Genomic DNA, 16160 nt, shown 5'->3' with positions numbered 1-16160 from the left:
AATGACAAAAGCAAAAGACTTTAATAATGGGCGACCGGATGATAATGAATTATCCGGTCTGCCTCTCTTATATAAGAGACCAGTTCCTTTAGACTCTAACCGTCATAAAGAAGCTGGGATACGTCCGGTCAGCGATTATTCATTCGCAAGTGACACTAACTCTCTGCCACTAAATACTATTGAGTTAATTGAGGCGGCGAAAAACTATCCTGTAGTTTTTACTAACAATGAGAGTGTAATGCCAGTTGCGGTAGTTGGTCTTGAGCAAAAAAATATATTTATAAAGAATAATGGCTCATGGCAGGAAAACTCCTATATACCGGCTTATGTCCGTCAATATCCTTTTATATTCTTTGAAAGAAAAGAGGAAAACAAATTTTATCTTTGTGTTGACGAATTATCGCCACATTTTGCGGAAAAACCTGAAGATGGAGTAAGCCGTTTTTATAATGATGATGGCAAGCCAACCGAATTTACTGACAATGCCCTCAAATTCTGTACCGCTTTCTACCAACATCATTTAATAACTAGAAATTTCTGCGCTGATCTACAGGAGCATAAGCTGCTACAACCATATCAATCTGAAGTAACATTAAAGACCGGTCAGAAAAAACAGTTATCTGGTTTTAACATGATAAATGAGAAAGCCTTTAATGAACTTTCTGATGATGTGTATCTTTCCTTCCGCAAAAAAGGGTGGATACCGTTTATATATTTTATGCTAGCATCAGCTTCTAACTGGAAGAAAATAGCTGATTTAGAAGTGGCAAGAGCCGCTCATTAAAGAATATCTTACTGTCGTATCTAACCACACAGCCTACAATCTTTATCTTTCGCTAAAGTTACTTTTCTTATATTCATTGTAAGTGAATCAATAATTATAAGGAAACCTGAAAGACCCTGCCCTATCTCTAAATACTCTTTTATTGCTTCTAAAGCCTGCATACTACCAAGCATTCCGGCGAGTGGTCCGATGATTCCCTCTTGAGCGCAGCTTAATTCCCGCTCAGGTATTTCTGGTATCAAACAATTATAGCAAGGATGCTCTTTTCCAAGATAGGGCTTAAAGGTGGATATTTGCGCTGAAAAGCCACTTATCGCCGCTGATATTAAAATCTTCTTTTCTAAGAAACAGGCTTTGCTAACCAAAAATCTGGTAGCGAAATTATCACTACCATCAATAACAATATCAAAGTTATGAATTATACCAGCCGCGTTTTTATCGTCTATGCTATCCTCAAAAACCTCGACTAAACAATCAGAGTTTACTTCTTGCGCGCGGTCCCTAGCGGCGAATACCTTAGAACGTCCAATATCAGCGCTTTCAAAAAGTATTTGCCGCTGAAGATTAGAGATCTCCACCCTATCTGGATCAATAACGCCAATTTTACCAACTCCGGCGGCGGCTAAATAAGCGATAGCTGAGCTACCAAGCCCGCCAGCGCCAATAACAAGTATTCTTGCCTGTCCTAGACGTTCTTGCCCACCCTTACCAATTTCAGAAAGCACTATATGGCGCGCGTAACGCCGCTGCCAGTCAAGACTTAAATCCATATTACTCAGAGAATAAATCGGTACTTAAATAACGCTCGGCTGATGAGGCGGCGAGTGTCACTATCAGCTTTCCTTTCATATCAGGACGCGCGCCAACCTCAAGAGCGGCGGCGATAGTAGCTCCAGATGAAATACCAAGAGGCATTCCCTCAAGCTTCGCCGCTTTGCGAGCGGTGGCAAAAGCGGTTTCATTGCCGATTGTTACTACCTCATCTATCAAATCTTTTTGCAATATATCGGGAACGAATCCAGCGCCAATTCCCTGTATCTTATGAGGACCCGGTTTACCGCCAGATAAAATCGCGCTATCCTCAGGTTCCACAGCGATAATTTTTATGTTAGGATTACGCTCTTTTAATACTTGAGCAACACCAGTGATGCTACCGCCAGTTCCAACCCCTACTATAAACACGTCTACCTTGCCGTCAGTATCATGCCATATCTCCTCAGCGGTGGTACGGCGATGTATCTCGGGATTTGCCTGATTTTGGAATTGTTGAAGTATTATAGCGTTTTTGTTGGCTCCAGCGATTTCTTCTGCTTTTTCAATCGCCCCACGCATACCTTTGGCAGCTGGTGTTAACTCAAGATGCGCGCCAAGATGCTTAAGCAGCTTACGTCTTTCAAGCGACATACTCTCAGGCATGGTAAGGATAAGCTTATAGCCTTTAGCAGCGCAAATAAAGGCAAGAGCTATACCTGTATTTCCTGATGTTGGCTCAACAACCACAGTTTCGCTGTTCAGCTTGCCACTATTTTCAGCGGCCTCAATCATAGAAAGAGCGATACGATCTTTAACTGAGGATAGAGGGTTAAAAAATTCGGCCTTTACCGCTATATCAGCAACTACCGAAGCTTCTTTCGCTAGACGATTAAGGCGGATAAGCGGCGTATTACCGATAGTCTCTATTATATTATCGTAAATACGTCCACGATTTGGTTTATCAAGTTTTGCTGTCATAATATTCTCCTATTTTAATATTTTTATAATTGTTTGTATAAAAATACTGGTTAAATAATAAAGTCAATTTTCTCATCAGTGGATTTACCGATATTCTTAAGGGAGGCCTTCTCACACAGACTCTCTATATTTATCTGCTCAAGATACCTTAACATAACCTCATCAAACTCCTTAAATACCGGCTTTATAATTAATTCTGAAAGTTCTGTACTCTCATTTCTTTCTTTACTTGTCTGGTTATCCTTCTCTAAGTCGCCACTTATTGCCTCATAAATATCAGATACGGTTATACGCCTGCGTTCTTTCGCCAGAACATAGCCACCATTTGGTCCGCGCATTCCTCTAAGAATTCCCGCGCGCACCAAGCTTTGCATTATCTGTTCCAAGTAGCGAGCGGAAAGACCTTGCAAACAAGCTATCTCTTTACCTGATATTGCCCTAACACCTGAATTATAGGCTATGGTAACAACCGCCTCTACCGCGTAAAATAGTTTATTGTTAAATAAATTCATACAGTCCTGTTTATGTATAGTTTTTATTACGCATATCCAGTTGAGCCAAATCCTTTTATGTCCCTTGCGGTTTCATCCAAACAATCAACAGAAATCCAGCTTATCTGAGCAACTGGGGCTATTATCATCTGGGCGATACGCATACCTCGCTTAACCGTAAACTCCTCACCTCCTAAATTCACTATTATTACTTTTATCTCTCCACGATAATCAGCGTCTATCGTGCCAACGCAATTAAGCAGCGTAATACCATGCTTTAAGGCAAGACCAGAACGTGGTCGGATTTGCGCCTCAAAATCCGCTGGTAAGGCGATTGATATACCAGTTGGTATTAGCCGTCTGTCCATAGGCTGGATAATAATATCCTCACTCACCGCCGCCATCAGATCAACACCAGCCGCTTGTTGCGTCGCATAGGATGGAAGTGGCAGGTCATCACCATGAGCTAGCTTCACAATTTTCACCTTAAGCATAGATTCAGTCCTTCCCAATCATTAACTTTTCCGCTATTTTTTGCGCAAGCATTACGGCCGCTTGCCGCTTGGTTATATCATTCCAATATTCTTTGGTATCACCATCACCAAGAAATAAAATAGCGGTTTCATCACGCTCAAATACTTTACCGTTCGCGACATTATTTGCCAGAATCCAGTCACAATTTTTCTTTTGCCTTTTAGTTATGGCGTTGTCTTCTAAATCCTCAGTCTCAGCGGCGAAACCGATAACTAATTTAGGGCGATTCTTATGTCCCGCTACGGTTTTTAGAATATCAGGATTTTTAACAAGGTTTAGCACCAACTCGTCATTATCATCATTCTTCTTGATTTTATCGCTAGAAAACTCGCGCACCCGCCAATCACTTACCGCGGCTGCGAATATAGCGACATCTACCAGCAGGCTGTTTGTAACTCGCTCAAGCATATTAAGCGCGTCTGTTACTTGAGTAAATTTTACATTTTTTGGTGTATCAAGGCTGGTTTTCCCGCTTATTAAGGTAACATCCGCTCCCATTTCCGCAAGCGCTTCCGCGATAGCGTATCCTTGCTTGCCGGAAGAATGATTGCCTAGATAACGTACTGGATCTATCGCCTCAAAAGTAGCTCCGGCTGTGACAAGAATTTTAACTCCAGCAAGTATTTTATTTTTACTGCTGTCTTCATGCAGAGCATCCAGCACCACCCGCTCTATTTTCTCAATATCCGCCATACGTCCTTGCCCGACCTCACCACAAGCGAGAACACCACTTTCCGTCTCAATAATTAGCGCACCGTCAGCTTTTATCCGCTCTATATTGCGCTTGGTCGCTGAATTTTCAAACATCATACTATTCATCGCAGGAGCGACGATAAGCGGTTTGTTGCTCGCAAGCAAAACACTGCTAGCAAGGTCGGAGGCAAAACCGCCAGATATTTTCGCTATTATATCAGCGGAGGCTGGAGCGACTAGTATAATATCCGCCTCGCGTGACAGGCGGATATGTCCCATTTCACTTTCATCTTTTAGTGACCATAAATCGCTATAAACCTCTCCTTCCGTAAGAGCTGCTACTGAAAATTCAGTAACAAATTTTTTAGCGGATTCGGTAAGCACCACCCGTACCATAATGTTTTTCGCGCGTAGCCTTCTTATCAAATCAAGAGATTTATAAGCGGCGATACTACCGGTGATTATTAGGAGGACAGATTTTTGTGACATAGCTATTAATATTTACGTACGTATAATGGCAAATAACACGATTATATACTGTAAATAGCACTATACCACATTTTAGGCAAGTTCTTCCGCTTTGTTTTTAAGATTATATAGAGCGTCAAGAGCCTGTTTTGGTGTAAGGTCATCAAGCGAAATATCCAGTATTTCCTGCAGCAATAGCAAATTTACACTATTGTTATTAGAGCTGTTAGTAATCTCTTCTTCCGGCTCCTCATCACGCGCGAAAAGTGGCAATGAGTCTCCCGAATTATTTCTCGCTCCTTGCTGATTTTCAAGGTTTCGCAAAATATTGCCAGCTCTCCTTATTACCGGCTCGGGAAGTCCGGCAAGCTTTGCCACATGAATACCGTAAGACCTATCCGCGCTACCTGTGGCAACCTCATGCATGAATATAAGCTCTCCCTTCCATTCTTTTACCTTCATAGTATGGCATGACAGGCAAGAAAGTTTACCTTTAAGCTCCGTAAGCTCGTGATAATGAGTGGCGAATAATGAGCGGCATTTAATTACGTCATGAAGATACTCCACCACCGCCCAAGCAAGGGAAAGCCCATCAAATGTAGCGGTACCTCGTCCTATCTCATCCAATATAACTAGCGAGCGCTCTGTCGCCTGATTTAATATTGTCGCGGTCTCAACCATTTCCACCATAAAAGTGGAATGTCCACGCGCGAGATCATCAGCCGCCCCTACCCTACTAAACATGCGGTCAACAATACCTATAGTCGCGGAGGTAGCGGGCACGTAAGAGCCAATCTGCGCTAAAATGGCGATAAGCGCGTTCTGACGTAGGAAGGTGCTTTTTCCAGCCATATTAGGGCCTGTAAGCAACCATAATCTTCTACTATTTTCTAGGTCACAGCTATTGGCTATAAAAGAGGAAGAATCCGTGTTTTTCTTGAGGCTTTCCTCTACAACTGGATGACGACCACTAGTAATATCAAAAGAAAAACTATTATCAAGCAATGGTCTTGTATAATCACGCTCTGAGGCGAGATGAGCAAGAGAGGTCGCCACATCAATTTCAGCAATAGCTCTTGCCGTATCTATTATTTTTTCTGAGGAGATTTTTATCTCTTCTAGTAATTCGGCAAATATTTCTTGCTCAAGCTTTAAGGCATTCGCTGCCGCCTCACCTATCTTTCTTTCTAGCTCAGAAAGCTCAACACTACTATAACGTATATTATTAGCTAAGGTCTGACGATGAATAAAATCACTAGTAATCTTTGCTTGATGCTGCTGGGTTATCTCCACAAAATAGCCAAGCATATTGTTGAAGCGAATCTTAAGACTGGCTATTCCAGTTTCTTTTATATATTTCTGTTGAAGATCAACTATTAGTTTCTTGCCATCGTCACGTAGCCTTCTTAACTCATCAAGGGCGGCATTATGTCCAGCGCGAACAAAATTCCCATCTCTAGCGAGCAGCGGGCAATCTTTACTAATGATAGAAAGAATCTTGGAGGTAATTTCCTCATGTCCTCCTAATACTGGAGCTACGGCAGTAACTTCTAGCGGCAACAACTGTGCGCTTAACTCTAAAAATACCCGTATCTCCTGCGCTGATGACAGACCGGACGCTATCATTAACGCGTCACGAGGACCTCCCCGTCCAAGACAAAGACGAGACAAAGCTCTTTCCATATCAGGACATTCTTTAAGAGCAAGACGGATTTTAGAGCGTAGGTCTGACTGCTCAAAAAACGCCTGTACCATGTTAAGTCTGCCATTTATTATCTTTATATCGGTATGTGGCGCGGAAATCCTGCCGGCGAGCAGACGAGCGCCAGATGAGGTTATTGTCTTATCAATTACCGAGAATAGACTGCCTTTTTTCTGACCACTCATGGTAGTAAGCAGTTCTAAATTTCTTTTGGTAGCCGAGTCTATCAACATGTGTGATAACACATCCTGTCTACGAGGCAGGTCTAGGCGAGGCAGAGTTTCTTTTTGGGTTATTCTAATGTAATCAAGCAAGGAGGCGCTGGCTATAATCTCGGATTGATTAAAATCCCCAAGTACGTCAAGTGATGATATATTATAAAACTCCTTGAGCAATCTTTGTGACCTTTTTTCCTCAAACATATTATCGGGGCGCTGGGTAATAGCTCCATCAAAAGACTTTAGCTCATCTATTGCCGATATACTGTCAGGAACAAGAAGCTCACGAGGGAAAATGCGCGATAGCTCCATAGCTATTGATTTTTCCTCTATATTTATAACATTAAACTCGCCGGTTGATATGTCCAGCCAAGCTATGATGTAATTTTTTATATCTTGCTTATTATACGGAACTACTGACCGCGTATTATTAGAGTTCTTCTCTATATCATTCGTATTTTTTACTATAACCGCCAGATAGTTGGAGCTTCTAGCGTCAAGCAGGTTTTCCTCTGTTATGGTTCCGGCGGTTACTATTCGCACCACATCACGCGATATTACGGCTTTATAGCCACGTTTCTTAGCCTCATGTGGTTCCTCAAGCTGCTCACAAATAGCGACTTTAACACCGGAACGAATAAGCTTCTCAAGATAAGCCTCATGCGAATGAGCGGGCACTCCACACATCGGTATATCTTGACCTTCATGCTTACCCCGCTTGGTAAGAGCTATGTCAAGAATCTCAGCGGCTTTTACAGCGTCATCAAAGAACAGCTCATAAAAATCCCCCATCCGGTAAAACAGTAGACAATCCTGATGCCGCTGTTTAATCTCAAGGAATTGACGCATAGCTGGAGTCACTTCTGACTTAGCTCCTGCCGGTTCATTATTCTTTTTCGCTGTGGAATTTTTCATATATTGAAATATATACAAGGCTTATTTGAAAGTATAGCTATCTATACTAGTTTTTGGATAATTTTTATATGGAACAAGTATAGGTTCTAGGGGCTAGGGAACAAGAAACTCGGTCAGCAGGTCGTGCAAGCCTTGAGCAATGCCTTATGTGAAAATCAGCATATTTTCACGAGGATGAGAGATATAATAACCCCTCACCCTAACCTTCTTCCAAAGGGAGAGGTGATATTCGCAAAGATTAGGGACAGTAGTCCCTTAGTGGGAGTGAAACAAATTTATTTTTTGCTATACGGATTTTTGTTCTTACGGATTTTTATCCTGATTGGAACTGATGGCAGGTTGAAGCTCTCTCTAAGTCCGTTTCTAAGATAGCGTATATAGCTCTCCGGTATATCGCTATTATTAGAGAACAGTAAGAAAGACGGCGGTCTGCTAGATTTCTGGGTTATGTAGCGTATTTTGATTCGCCGTGAGTTTACTAGCGGTGGAGAGTGATATTCCAGCGCCGCTTCTAGCCAACGATTAAGCTCACCAGTACTTATCTTTTTATTCCACAACTCATAAACCTCAAAACAGGTTTTAAGTAGCTTATGTATCTGAAATCCGGTTTTAGCGGAAATTGGTATCAACGGTACACCTTTTAGTTGTGGTAGGGTTTTATCAATTATATCGGATATTTCTTTCATATAGGCTGGCTTATCTTTGACACTATCCCATTTATTTATGGCTATAACCAAAGACCTACCTTCTCTTTCTATAAGTGAAGCTATATTATTTTCCTGTTTTTCCATAGGAGCGTTAGCATCTATTACCAATATTACGACATGGGAATAACGGATAGTTCTTAAGCTGTCGGCCACCGCCATTTTTTCCAGCCTATCTATCACATTGCTTTTTTTACGCATTCCGGCGGTGTCCACTAATTTGATAGGGTTATCCTCAAACTCAAAATCAACCTCTATGGAATCACGGGTAATACCAGCCTCATCACCGGTAAGCACCCTTTCCTCTCCAAGCAATTTATTTACCAGTGTTGACTTACCGACATTAGGGCGACCGATTATGGAAATTCGCATTGTCGTGTTTACATCTTCCTCTTTGTCATAATCGTCACTATCTCCTTCTTGAGCACTCTCTATCAGAGGAGCGATAACATCGTATAGATCGCCCATACCAATGCCATGCTCGGCTGATATTAGAATTGGCTCACCAAAGCCAAGACTATAAGCTTCAGCGATAACATCTTCTGTTTTTCCACCTTCCGCTTTATTTATAAGCAATATAGGATTTGAATGTTTTTTCCTGATTAACGCCGCGAAATATTTATCAACGGGAGTTATCCCAGCTCTAGCGTCAACAACGAACAAAACAATATTAGCCGCCTCAATAGCTTTTTCACTTTGCCGACTCATCCTTGCGGCAAGGCTTCCGTCTTTCGCTTCCTCAAGTCCGGCTGTATCAAAAACCGTGAATTTAACGCCGGATATTTCCGCCATACCTTCTCTTAAATCACGGGTAACTCCCGCGACATCATCAACAAGAGCATGACGCTTTCCGGTTAAGCGATTAAATAAAGTTGATTTACCGACATTAGGGCGACCGGCTATTACTACCGTAAAACTCATATCTTTAATTATTTTATTTTTATTATTTGAATGAATATAAAACAGCGTCCTTATCCACCAGATATAACCTGCCACCGGCTATAACTGGCTGGGTAAATATGGAATCAGGAATTTGCTTTGTCTCAATAACTTTACCGTCGCTAGCTGATACGAAAATCATTTTCCCGTTGGAGCCAACAAGCAATAACTTTCCGTTTACCATTACTGGTCCTCTCCAACTTATCGCGTCTTCCTTATCATCAGGATTCTCATAGCTAGCAAGCTGATTTACCCAACGGATTTTTCCGGTATATTTTACCATATTGATAAGAACATTATCAGAAGAGAGAATAAAAAGCTCACTACCAGCTAATAAAGGAGTATTGAAAGACGCTATATGTCTTTGCCAGACCCTTCTGCCATTGAATATGGATATAGCGGTAGTGACTCCGTTATTACCGGTTACAAAAACCACTTCCTTATCTGTTACTGGATCACCGCCAATACCAGAAAAATCAACTGATGAACGGCTATCACGCATTAAAGTATCAACCCATGAGACATCGCCTGTGGCAAGAGAGAGTGAGAACATCTCACCGGATGAATATGGTATGAATACCTCATCACCAAAGATAGTAGGAGTTACATCACTCATTACCGCCGCTATCTCGCTGATACCTCTATGATCCCAAAGAATATTGCCGTCCTTAGAGTTAAGAGCATAGGTCTGACTATCAATAGTTACTATTATAACGTTGGAACCACTAACTCTTGGCGCGCCTTTTAGAGGTACACCAAAAGCTCTGCTCCATATTTTTTTGCCATCCTTAATATTAATAGCGGCTATTTTGCCCTGTCCGGTGCTGGCGTATAGATAATCACCACTGACAGATAATCCGCCACCCATAATTTCATTTTCGTGACTATCGGCGACTATTTCCGATTTCCAGTATATTTTTTCTATATTAACAGCGTCATGTGCGGAAATTACACCGGCTGAATCCATCGCAAAAACCTTACCTCCAGCAACCACTGGTGACGTAACAAGACCATGAGAAAACTCATTGCCATCACCTATAGTAGCCGAACTATAATTAGAAAAATTACCAGCTTTTATATTGGCGGTATTGGCGGTGAAGTTCCCATTATGCTGACTCCACGCGACATTGGATACCGCTTCAGGTATTTCGGGAGAGGTATTCTTAATATCATCGTCAACTTTTAGATTATTATTAGATGACAGCACAGACTCTCTTTTTCCAGCGAGCCTTTCCTCTTTTTTTTCCTCTCCACCAAGCCATGTCGGCATATAGCTACAAGAGGTGATAAAAGGTAGTATACCGCATAATAAAATTACTTTTCTCATTCCAGTATCTCCGACTGTAAAATTATAGTTATTTAGCGCCGATCATTTTCTCAATCTGGGCTTGTATGTCATCTTTACTTTCCAGTTTTTTTGGAGAAAGCAACCTGACTACCCCTCTTGCTCTTGCCGCCATACTATTTGGTACATTATCCGCTTTTGTAAGCTCAACAAAAATATCAATCGCCTCAGACTTTTTGCCGTTAGCCAGTAATTTCCAAGCTTCATTTTCTAGCATCGTATAATAAAAAGGTGAGTTTTTATCTATCTTGATTTCATGATCCTTTAATAGTTTAAGTCTAGCAAAATCGGCAAGCTCCGAGTTACTGTTAGCAAGATGTTGATAAGTTTTTAACGCTCCGCTTAAATCATCTCCCTGTTCCTGAGCCCATGCTTTTTGCAACATAGCTAGTGGATAATAAGAAGAATTCTTATCATCGGTAAGAGAGGAGAAGATAAGACTAGCTCCTTTATAGTCTTTTATCTCAAGACGTTCCGCTCCCTGCAACAGCTTCATGGTATTCGCTTCTTCCTTAGACTGACGATAATTGTCCCAACCAACGTAAGCTCCCGTAACAAGAACAACTATTATACTGCCAAATATAGCTATCCGCCATATGATACGCCATATTTTGTCAAACTTTTCCTTTTTAAGATCTTCTTCTATTTCTCTAAATAACTCACTCATTGTTATTTTTACTCCCACTCTATTGTGCCGGGTGGCTTGCTGGTAATATCATACACGACTCTGTTTATACCACCAACCTCATTAGTTATACGATTAGATACTCTACCTAAGAAATCATGGGAGAAATCATAATAATCAGCGGTCATACCATCTGTGGAAGTTACCGCGCGAAGAGCGCAAACATAATCATAACTACGAGCGTCTCCCATTACACCAACACTACGAATTGGGAGCAAAACAGCAAATGCTTGCCATATCTTATCATATAGCTCGGCCTTTCTTATCTCATCAATATATATAGCGTCGACTCTGCGCAAAAGCGCGATTTTTTCCTCACTTAACTCACCCGGTATTCTAATGGCAAGACCTGGTCCGGGAAAAGGATGCCTGCCGACCATTGACTCAGGCATTCCAAGCTCTTTGCCTAAAATCCTGACCTCGTCCTTAAACAATTCACGAAGTGGCTCTACCAATTTCATTTTCATATGTTCAGGCAACCCACCAACATTATGATGTGATTTGATGGTAACACTAGGACCTCCGGCAAACGATACCGATTCTATAACGTCAGGATATAATGTTCCTTGCGCTAAAAAATCAGCGCCACCAACATTATTCGCCTCGTTCTCAAAAACCTCTATAAAAGTCTCGCCGATTATTTTACGTTTACGCTCTGGATCAGAAACACCATTTAGACGGTTAAGGAAAAGCATACTAGCGTCAACATGGATAAGAGGTATATGAAAATTCTCCTTAAACATTTTCTCTACTTGCTGAGGCTCACCAGCGCGCAATAAACCGTTATCTATAAATATACAGATAAGTCTTTCGCCAATCGCCTCATGCATTAGGGCGGCGACAACCGAAGAGTCAACACCACCTGATACCGCGCATAAAACTTTACTATCACCCACTTGAGAACGAATCTTATCTATAGCCGACTTACGGAATTCTTCCATAGTCCAGTTACCATGACAACCAGCTATTTTTTTTACAAAATTTTCAAGTAATCTAGCGCCATCTTTGGTATGAACAACTTCAGGATGGAACTGTACGGCGTAATATTTTCTACTCTCATCGGCTATTGCCGCAAATGGCGCGGAATTGGTGGAAGCGACCACCTTAAACCCTTCTGGTAAATTTATAACTCTATCACCATGCGACATCCAAACAGTTTGTTTTGTACCTTTTTCCCAGATACCAGAAAATAAAGCGCAATTATCATCTATATTTATCTCCGCTCTGCCAAACTCCCTATCTTGTGATGGCTCAACCTTACCTCCTAACTGCTTGCACATTAGCTGTTCACCATAACAAATACCAAGTATAGGAATATTCATACTAAAAATACTATCGGTCACCTGTGGTGAAAAATCATGATGAACCGAAGCGGGACCACCTGACAGAATAATAGCTTTTGGCGCGAATGACCTTATCTCATCAGCCGTAATATTAAACGGTCTAATCTCAGAATAAACTCCACACTCACGTACACGGCGAGCGATAAGTTGTGTAACCTGCGAACCAAAATCAAGAATCAAAATACATTCATTCATTTATAAATATCTCTACCCTAAATTTTGCTTTAACTGCCCTACTTCCGCTACTATTAACAGTAACGGATGTTTTTATAGAGCCTCCTTCTATGCTAGAAGCAATTAAAAACTCTTTTATATATTGAACTCTTTCTGACAATAAATCATTTTTTACGACACCGCTTTTATCAGAAATTATAATCTCATAATTCTTTTTATCTTTTAGAATATTTATTATTTCCTCTAAAGCCGAGCTACCCATACTGGTAAGCTCTATGCCACCGTCCTTAAATAGGACAAGATATGAGTATATTACCGTAGATTTTTCTTCAGGTGGTTTTCTTACCTTATTAACCAATGATTTTCCAGATGATTTTTTTAATGTTTTGATATTTTTCCTCTTGCTATCAATCTTTGTAAGCACTAATTCAGCCATTGTCTCATTAAAACCATTACGGCAATAATCTATTTCCTCTTGCTGCCAATTTTCTTCTTGTTGCTCAACCCAACAGTCAAAATAATATTGCGCTTTCGCTGTAAGCTTTGGTTTTTTAAGAATAATATCAGATTTAAGGGCAAAAATCAGATCATCTCTTGCTGCCTTAAGTTGCGGTAGTTTATCCTCCGCTATATCCCAATTTTTAAGCTCTTCTGGATTAACATCATGACCATAAGCAGCAACTAGCCCTTTATCAGCGAAATACCAAGAATCACGCCAATCATAGTCTTTTTCCTCAGATTCGGCTAATTTCATATAAAAACGTGATAATTCTTTCTGAAACTCACTTCCTTTTGGAGTGGTTTTGCGTAATTCTTGAAGACTGTAGGCGGAACAACCTGTGACCAATATTAATAATGATGAAAATGTAATTTTCCTAAGCATTACCTAGATACCAGTGATGACATACGGTCAGAAGTTATTATCACATATACCTCATCTGAACTGTTTCTTATATCATCATTACTAAGATAAACCATACCACCAACAACCCCTCCTGAGTATGGAAGAATAAAAACTATGTTTTCTTTAGGAACCCCCTCTTTTATCAACCTATTTTTTACCGCGACAAGACGGTTATAGGCCATAATGCTTTTACTGCTTTTGCTATTATTTACGTAGCCATTAGCCACCAGCTTTAACATATAGTCAGAATGACCTCTTAAATGAGACACTAGCTTAGCGATAACGTATTTTGCCTCAGCGTCAAGCCGCGTGCTAGTGGGATAGAATTTTATGGCGTTCTTACTATCCGCGCCGTGAATAAGGCTTCCGGCAACCTCTTTTAACTCTTCATACGCTGTTACAAATTCATCTTTACAATACACATCGTCTTGAGAATTAGCACGTTCCTCCTGCTTACTCCAACAATCAAACAGCATTTGAGCACGAGCGGCTTTTTGTGGAATTACGCGCTTTACGTCACCACTTAAAAGGTCAATAAGCTGCGCGCGATATTCTTTTATTACGCTATTATCCTGAAAATTAAATGATATTTCCTCAGGCTCTACCTTATAACCTTTTACCGCTCGTATTCCCTTATAGGCATAATACTCCGCCTGCTCATACCTACCCTGTTCATCTTCTGACTCAGCGTATGCCTGATATTCAGCGGCAAGAGCACTGTTAAAGTCACCCGCTACCGGAGATATTTTCTGTAATTTCTCAAGACTGGAGGTACATCCGGTAACAGATAGAATGACAGCTAAAAATAATATAGGGCTATTAAAACGCATATCAGCAGATACCCCAAAATTACGATTGATAAAACCATTAGCTATTTGAAAAATCAAGTAATGATACAAACGGGTGTAACATACTAAATTTAGTATTTTTGTACAGTATATTGTTAGTATATTATTGGAAGTACTAATTTATTATTGCTTTCTGTGACATTTCCACTTATATAGCCTGCGAAGTCTAACTATTAGTAATATCAAGGAGCATTCACATAATGGCAATTCAACGTACGTTCTCAATAATAAAACCGGACGCGACAGAGCGTAATCTTACTGGTAAGATAAATGCTAAATTTGAGGAAAACGGGCTTAGGATAGTAGCACAAAAACGACTGCGTATGTCTCGCTTACAAGCTAGTGAGTTTTACGCTGTTCACAAGGAGCGTCCTTTCTATGGTGAGCTAGTAGAGTATATGGTCTCCGCGCCGGTTGTGGTACAGGTTTTAGAAGGTGAGAACGCTGTGGCTAAGAATCGTGAGATTATGGGAGCGACCGATCCGGCAAAGGCTGACGCTGGAACCATCCGCAAAGAATTTGGTGAGGGCATTGAACGTAATTCAGTGCATGGCTCAGATAGCGAGGAAAATGCCGCTATAGAAATAAATTTCTTTTTTAGTGGAATTGAAATAGTTGGATAAATTTAACTATTTTTTGCCTTGATTAACTAAATCTTCAACAAGAATATGAACTTGTGTTGAAGGGTTGTCGCCGTCTTTAATTTTTAATACAGTCTTTGCATTTTTTGGCATAATTAAAAAAGTGTGATGCTTTTTAGAAAGAATTGAGGAAAGCTTTTATAGCTTTTTTCTTTCTATGGAGTTTCAACCCACGGTGGATATTTATTCTTTCCTTGAGGTGAGAGAAGAAGCCTTCTAGATGGTTGGTTGTTGGCGGAATATTCTGTTCTGGAAATTCCTTGTATGTAAATAGCCTGTGCAGATTTTCTTGCACGGAATTATATGCAGAACGCGTCCTTCCGTGCGTAAATCTTCCACCCTTTTTGGCATTCAGGAATCCTTTGTGCTGCTCTGCCAGAGCGTAAAATTGAGCCACAAAATCTTCTGGTTCGGTATTGCATAATTTTTCCATCAACTCCTTCAAATCCTTTGCAGGACGGAGCTTTGGATTATTTCCAGTATATCGCCTTACAATCGCTTTTTGATGGAAAATACACATTTGAATTGGTACTCCACCAAGTGTTTTTCTGATGTTTTCATAAAACCCTTTGCGCCCATCAATGGTCACTGATTTGAAGCAATATCCTGCCTGCACAAGCTCATGCAAAGCTTCACGCAAATGCTTCACTGATTCGGTTTTGATCTCTTGGTAATAAATGATTCTGCTGCCATCATGCGCACAGAAATAGCCATATTCTCTGCCGAAGAAAGACGCATCCATGAGCAGGTTAATCGCTTCTTTTGAGGCAGGAAAAATTAATCCTTCTGCCCACTCAAGAGCATCAAATTCCTTGGTGAGCTTGGGGATGGAAATATCAAGAATGCTAGCAATTTCTGCTAGTGTTCGGCGTTTGTGCAGCCAGTCTAAATAGTAACGCTTATAGTCGGTTTTTTTGCCGCGCTTATCAACCCATTGATGTAAGCACAAGTTGCAACGATACCGTTTACGACCACGCAATTTGCCATTGCTTTTTATGCTGCTCAAACCGCATTTTACACAGCGTTTTTAGACACTTTTAT

General features: G+C 40.8%; 15 protein-coding genes. 2 read left to right on the top strand and 13 right to left on the bottom strand.

Going from position 1 to position 16160, the window contains the following annotated elements:
* Position 1: 1 nt before the first annotated feature.
* On the top strand, positions 2–784 hold the full coding sequence (locus R3D71_00755; GenBank protein MEZ5690179.1) for a SapC family protein: 783 nt from the start codon (positions 2–4) through the stop codon (positions 782–784).
* Between the two features lie 20 nt (positions 785–804).
* Here R3D71_00755 and R3D71_00750 read toward each other — a convergent pair whose 3' ends face one another.
* The 12 genes from R3D71_00750 to R3D71_00695 all read right to left on the bottom strand — a co-directional run bounded on the left by R3D71_00750 (position 805) and on the right by R3D71_00695 (position 14460).
* The gene (locus R3D71_00750; protein MEZ5690178.1) at positions 805–1554 is read right to left on the bottom strand and encodes a HesA/MoeB/ThiF family protein; all 750 of its coding nucleotides are present in this window, start codon (positions 1552–1554) and stop codon (positions 805–807) included.
* A gap of 1 nt (position 1555) precedes the next feature.
* Positions 1556–2515, bottom strand: a complete 960-nt coding sequence (gene cysK / locus R3D71_00745) for a cysteine synthase A (GenBank protein ID MEZ5690177.1) — start codon at positions 2513–2515, stop codon at positions 1556–1558.
* A gap of 50 nt (positions 2516–2565) precedes the next feature.
* Positions 2566–3027, bottom strand: coding sequence for an Rrf2 family transcriptional regulator (locus tag R3D71_00740; GenBank protein ID MEZ5690176.1), 462 nt, complete (start codon positions 3025–3027; stop codon positions 2566–2568).
* Positions 3028–3053: 26 nt separating this feature from the next.
* Positions 3054–3500 carry a dUTP diphosphatase gene (dut, locus tag R3D71_00735; protein ID MEZ5690175.1) on the bottom strand — a complete coding sequence of 149 codons (447 nt, stop codon included), beginning with the start codon at positions 3498–3500 and terminating at the stop codon, positions 3054–3056.
* A gap of 4 nt (positions 3501–3504) precedes the next feature.
* Positions 3505–4722, bottom strand: coding sequence for a bifunctional phosphopantothenoylcysteine decarboxylase/phosphopantothenate--cysteine ligase CoaBC (coaBC, locus tag R3D71_00730; GenBank protein MEZ5690174.1), 1218 nt, complete (start codon positions 4720–4722; stop codon positions 3505–3507).
* 72 nt (positions 4723–4794) lie between these two features.
* Positions 4795–7536, bottom strand: coding sequence for a DNA mismatch repair protein MutS (gene mutS / locus R3D71_00725; protein ID MEZ5690173.1), 2742 nt, complete (start codon positions 7534–7536; stop codon positions 4795–4797).
* A 275-nt stretch (positions 7537–7811) separates the two neighbouring features.
* Positions 7812–9161 (bottom strand): ribosome biogenesis GTPase Der, encoded by a 1350-nt coding sequence (gene der / locus R3D71_00720; protein MEZ5690172.1) that lies wholly within the window; start codon positions 9159–9161, stop codon positions 7812–7814.
* Between the two features lie 22 nt (positions 9162–9183).
* A complete protein-coding gene (locus tag R3D71_00715) occupies positions 9184–10506 on the bottom strand; it encodes a PQQ-binding-like beta-propeller repeat protein (protein MEZ5690171.1) in 1323 nt (440 codons plus the stop codon).
* Positions 10507–10534: 28 nt separating this feature from the next.
* On the bottom strand, positions 10535–11191 hold the full coding sequence (locus tag R3D71_00710; protein ID MEZ5690170.1) for a tetratricopeptide repeat protein: 657 nt from the start codon (positions 11189–11191) through the stop codon (positions 10535–10537).
* Between the two features lie 8 nt (positions 11192–11199).
* A complete protein-coding gene (guaA, locus tag R3D71_00705) occupies positions 11200–12747 on the bottom strand; it encodes a glutamine-hydrolyzing GMP synthase (protein MEZ5690169.1) in 1548 nt (515 codons plus the stop codon).
* Entirely contained in the window at positions 12740–13609 is an 870-nt protein-coding gene (locus R3D71_00700) for a hypothetical protein (GenBank protein MEZ5690168.1), read from the bottom strand. Before R3D71_00700 ends, guaA begins: the two co-directional genes overlap by 8 nt.
* Positions 13609–14460, bottom strand: coding sequence for a hypothetical protein (locus R3D71_00695; GenBank protein ID MEZ5690167.1), 852 nt, complete (start codon positions 14458–14460; stop codon positions 13609–13611). Before R3D71_00695 ends, R3D71_00700 begins: the two co-directional genes overlap by 1 nt.
* 218 nt (positions 14461–14678) lie before the next feature.
* Between R3D71_00695 and ndk the strand changes: the two genes are divergently transcribed.
* The gene (gene ndk, locus R3D71_00690; protein MEZ5690166.1) at positions 14679–15101 is read left to right on the top strand and encodes a nucleoside-diphosphate kinase; all 423 of its coding nucleotides are present in this window, start codon (positions 14679–14681) and stop codon (positions 15099–15101) included.
* A gap of 133 nt (positions 15102–15234) precedes the next feature.
* On the opposite strand, the gene R3D71_00685 is transcribed toward ndk, so the two are convergent.
* Positions 15235–16125 (bottom strand): hypothetical protein, encoded by an 891-nt coding sequence (locus tag R3D71_00685; protein MEZ5690165.1) that lies wholly within the window; start codon positions 16123–16125, stop codon positions 15235–15237.
* Positions 16126–16160: the final 35 nt, after the last annotated feature.

The organism is Rickettsiales bacterium (assembly GCA_041396965.1).
GTDB lineage: Bacteria > Pseudomonadota > Alphaproteobacteria > Rickettsiales > SXRF01 > SXRF01.
The sequence above is the reverse complement of the archived record's forward strand: the minus strand, read 5'-3'. Positions and strand labels throughout refer to the sequence as shown.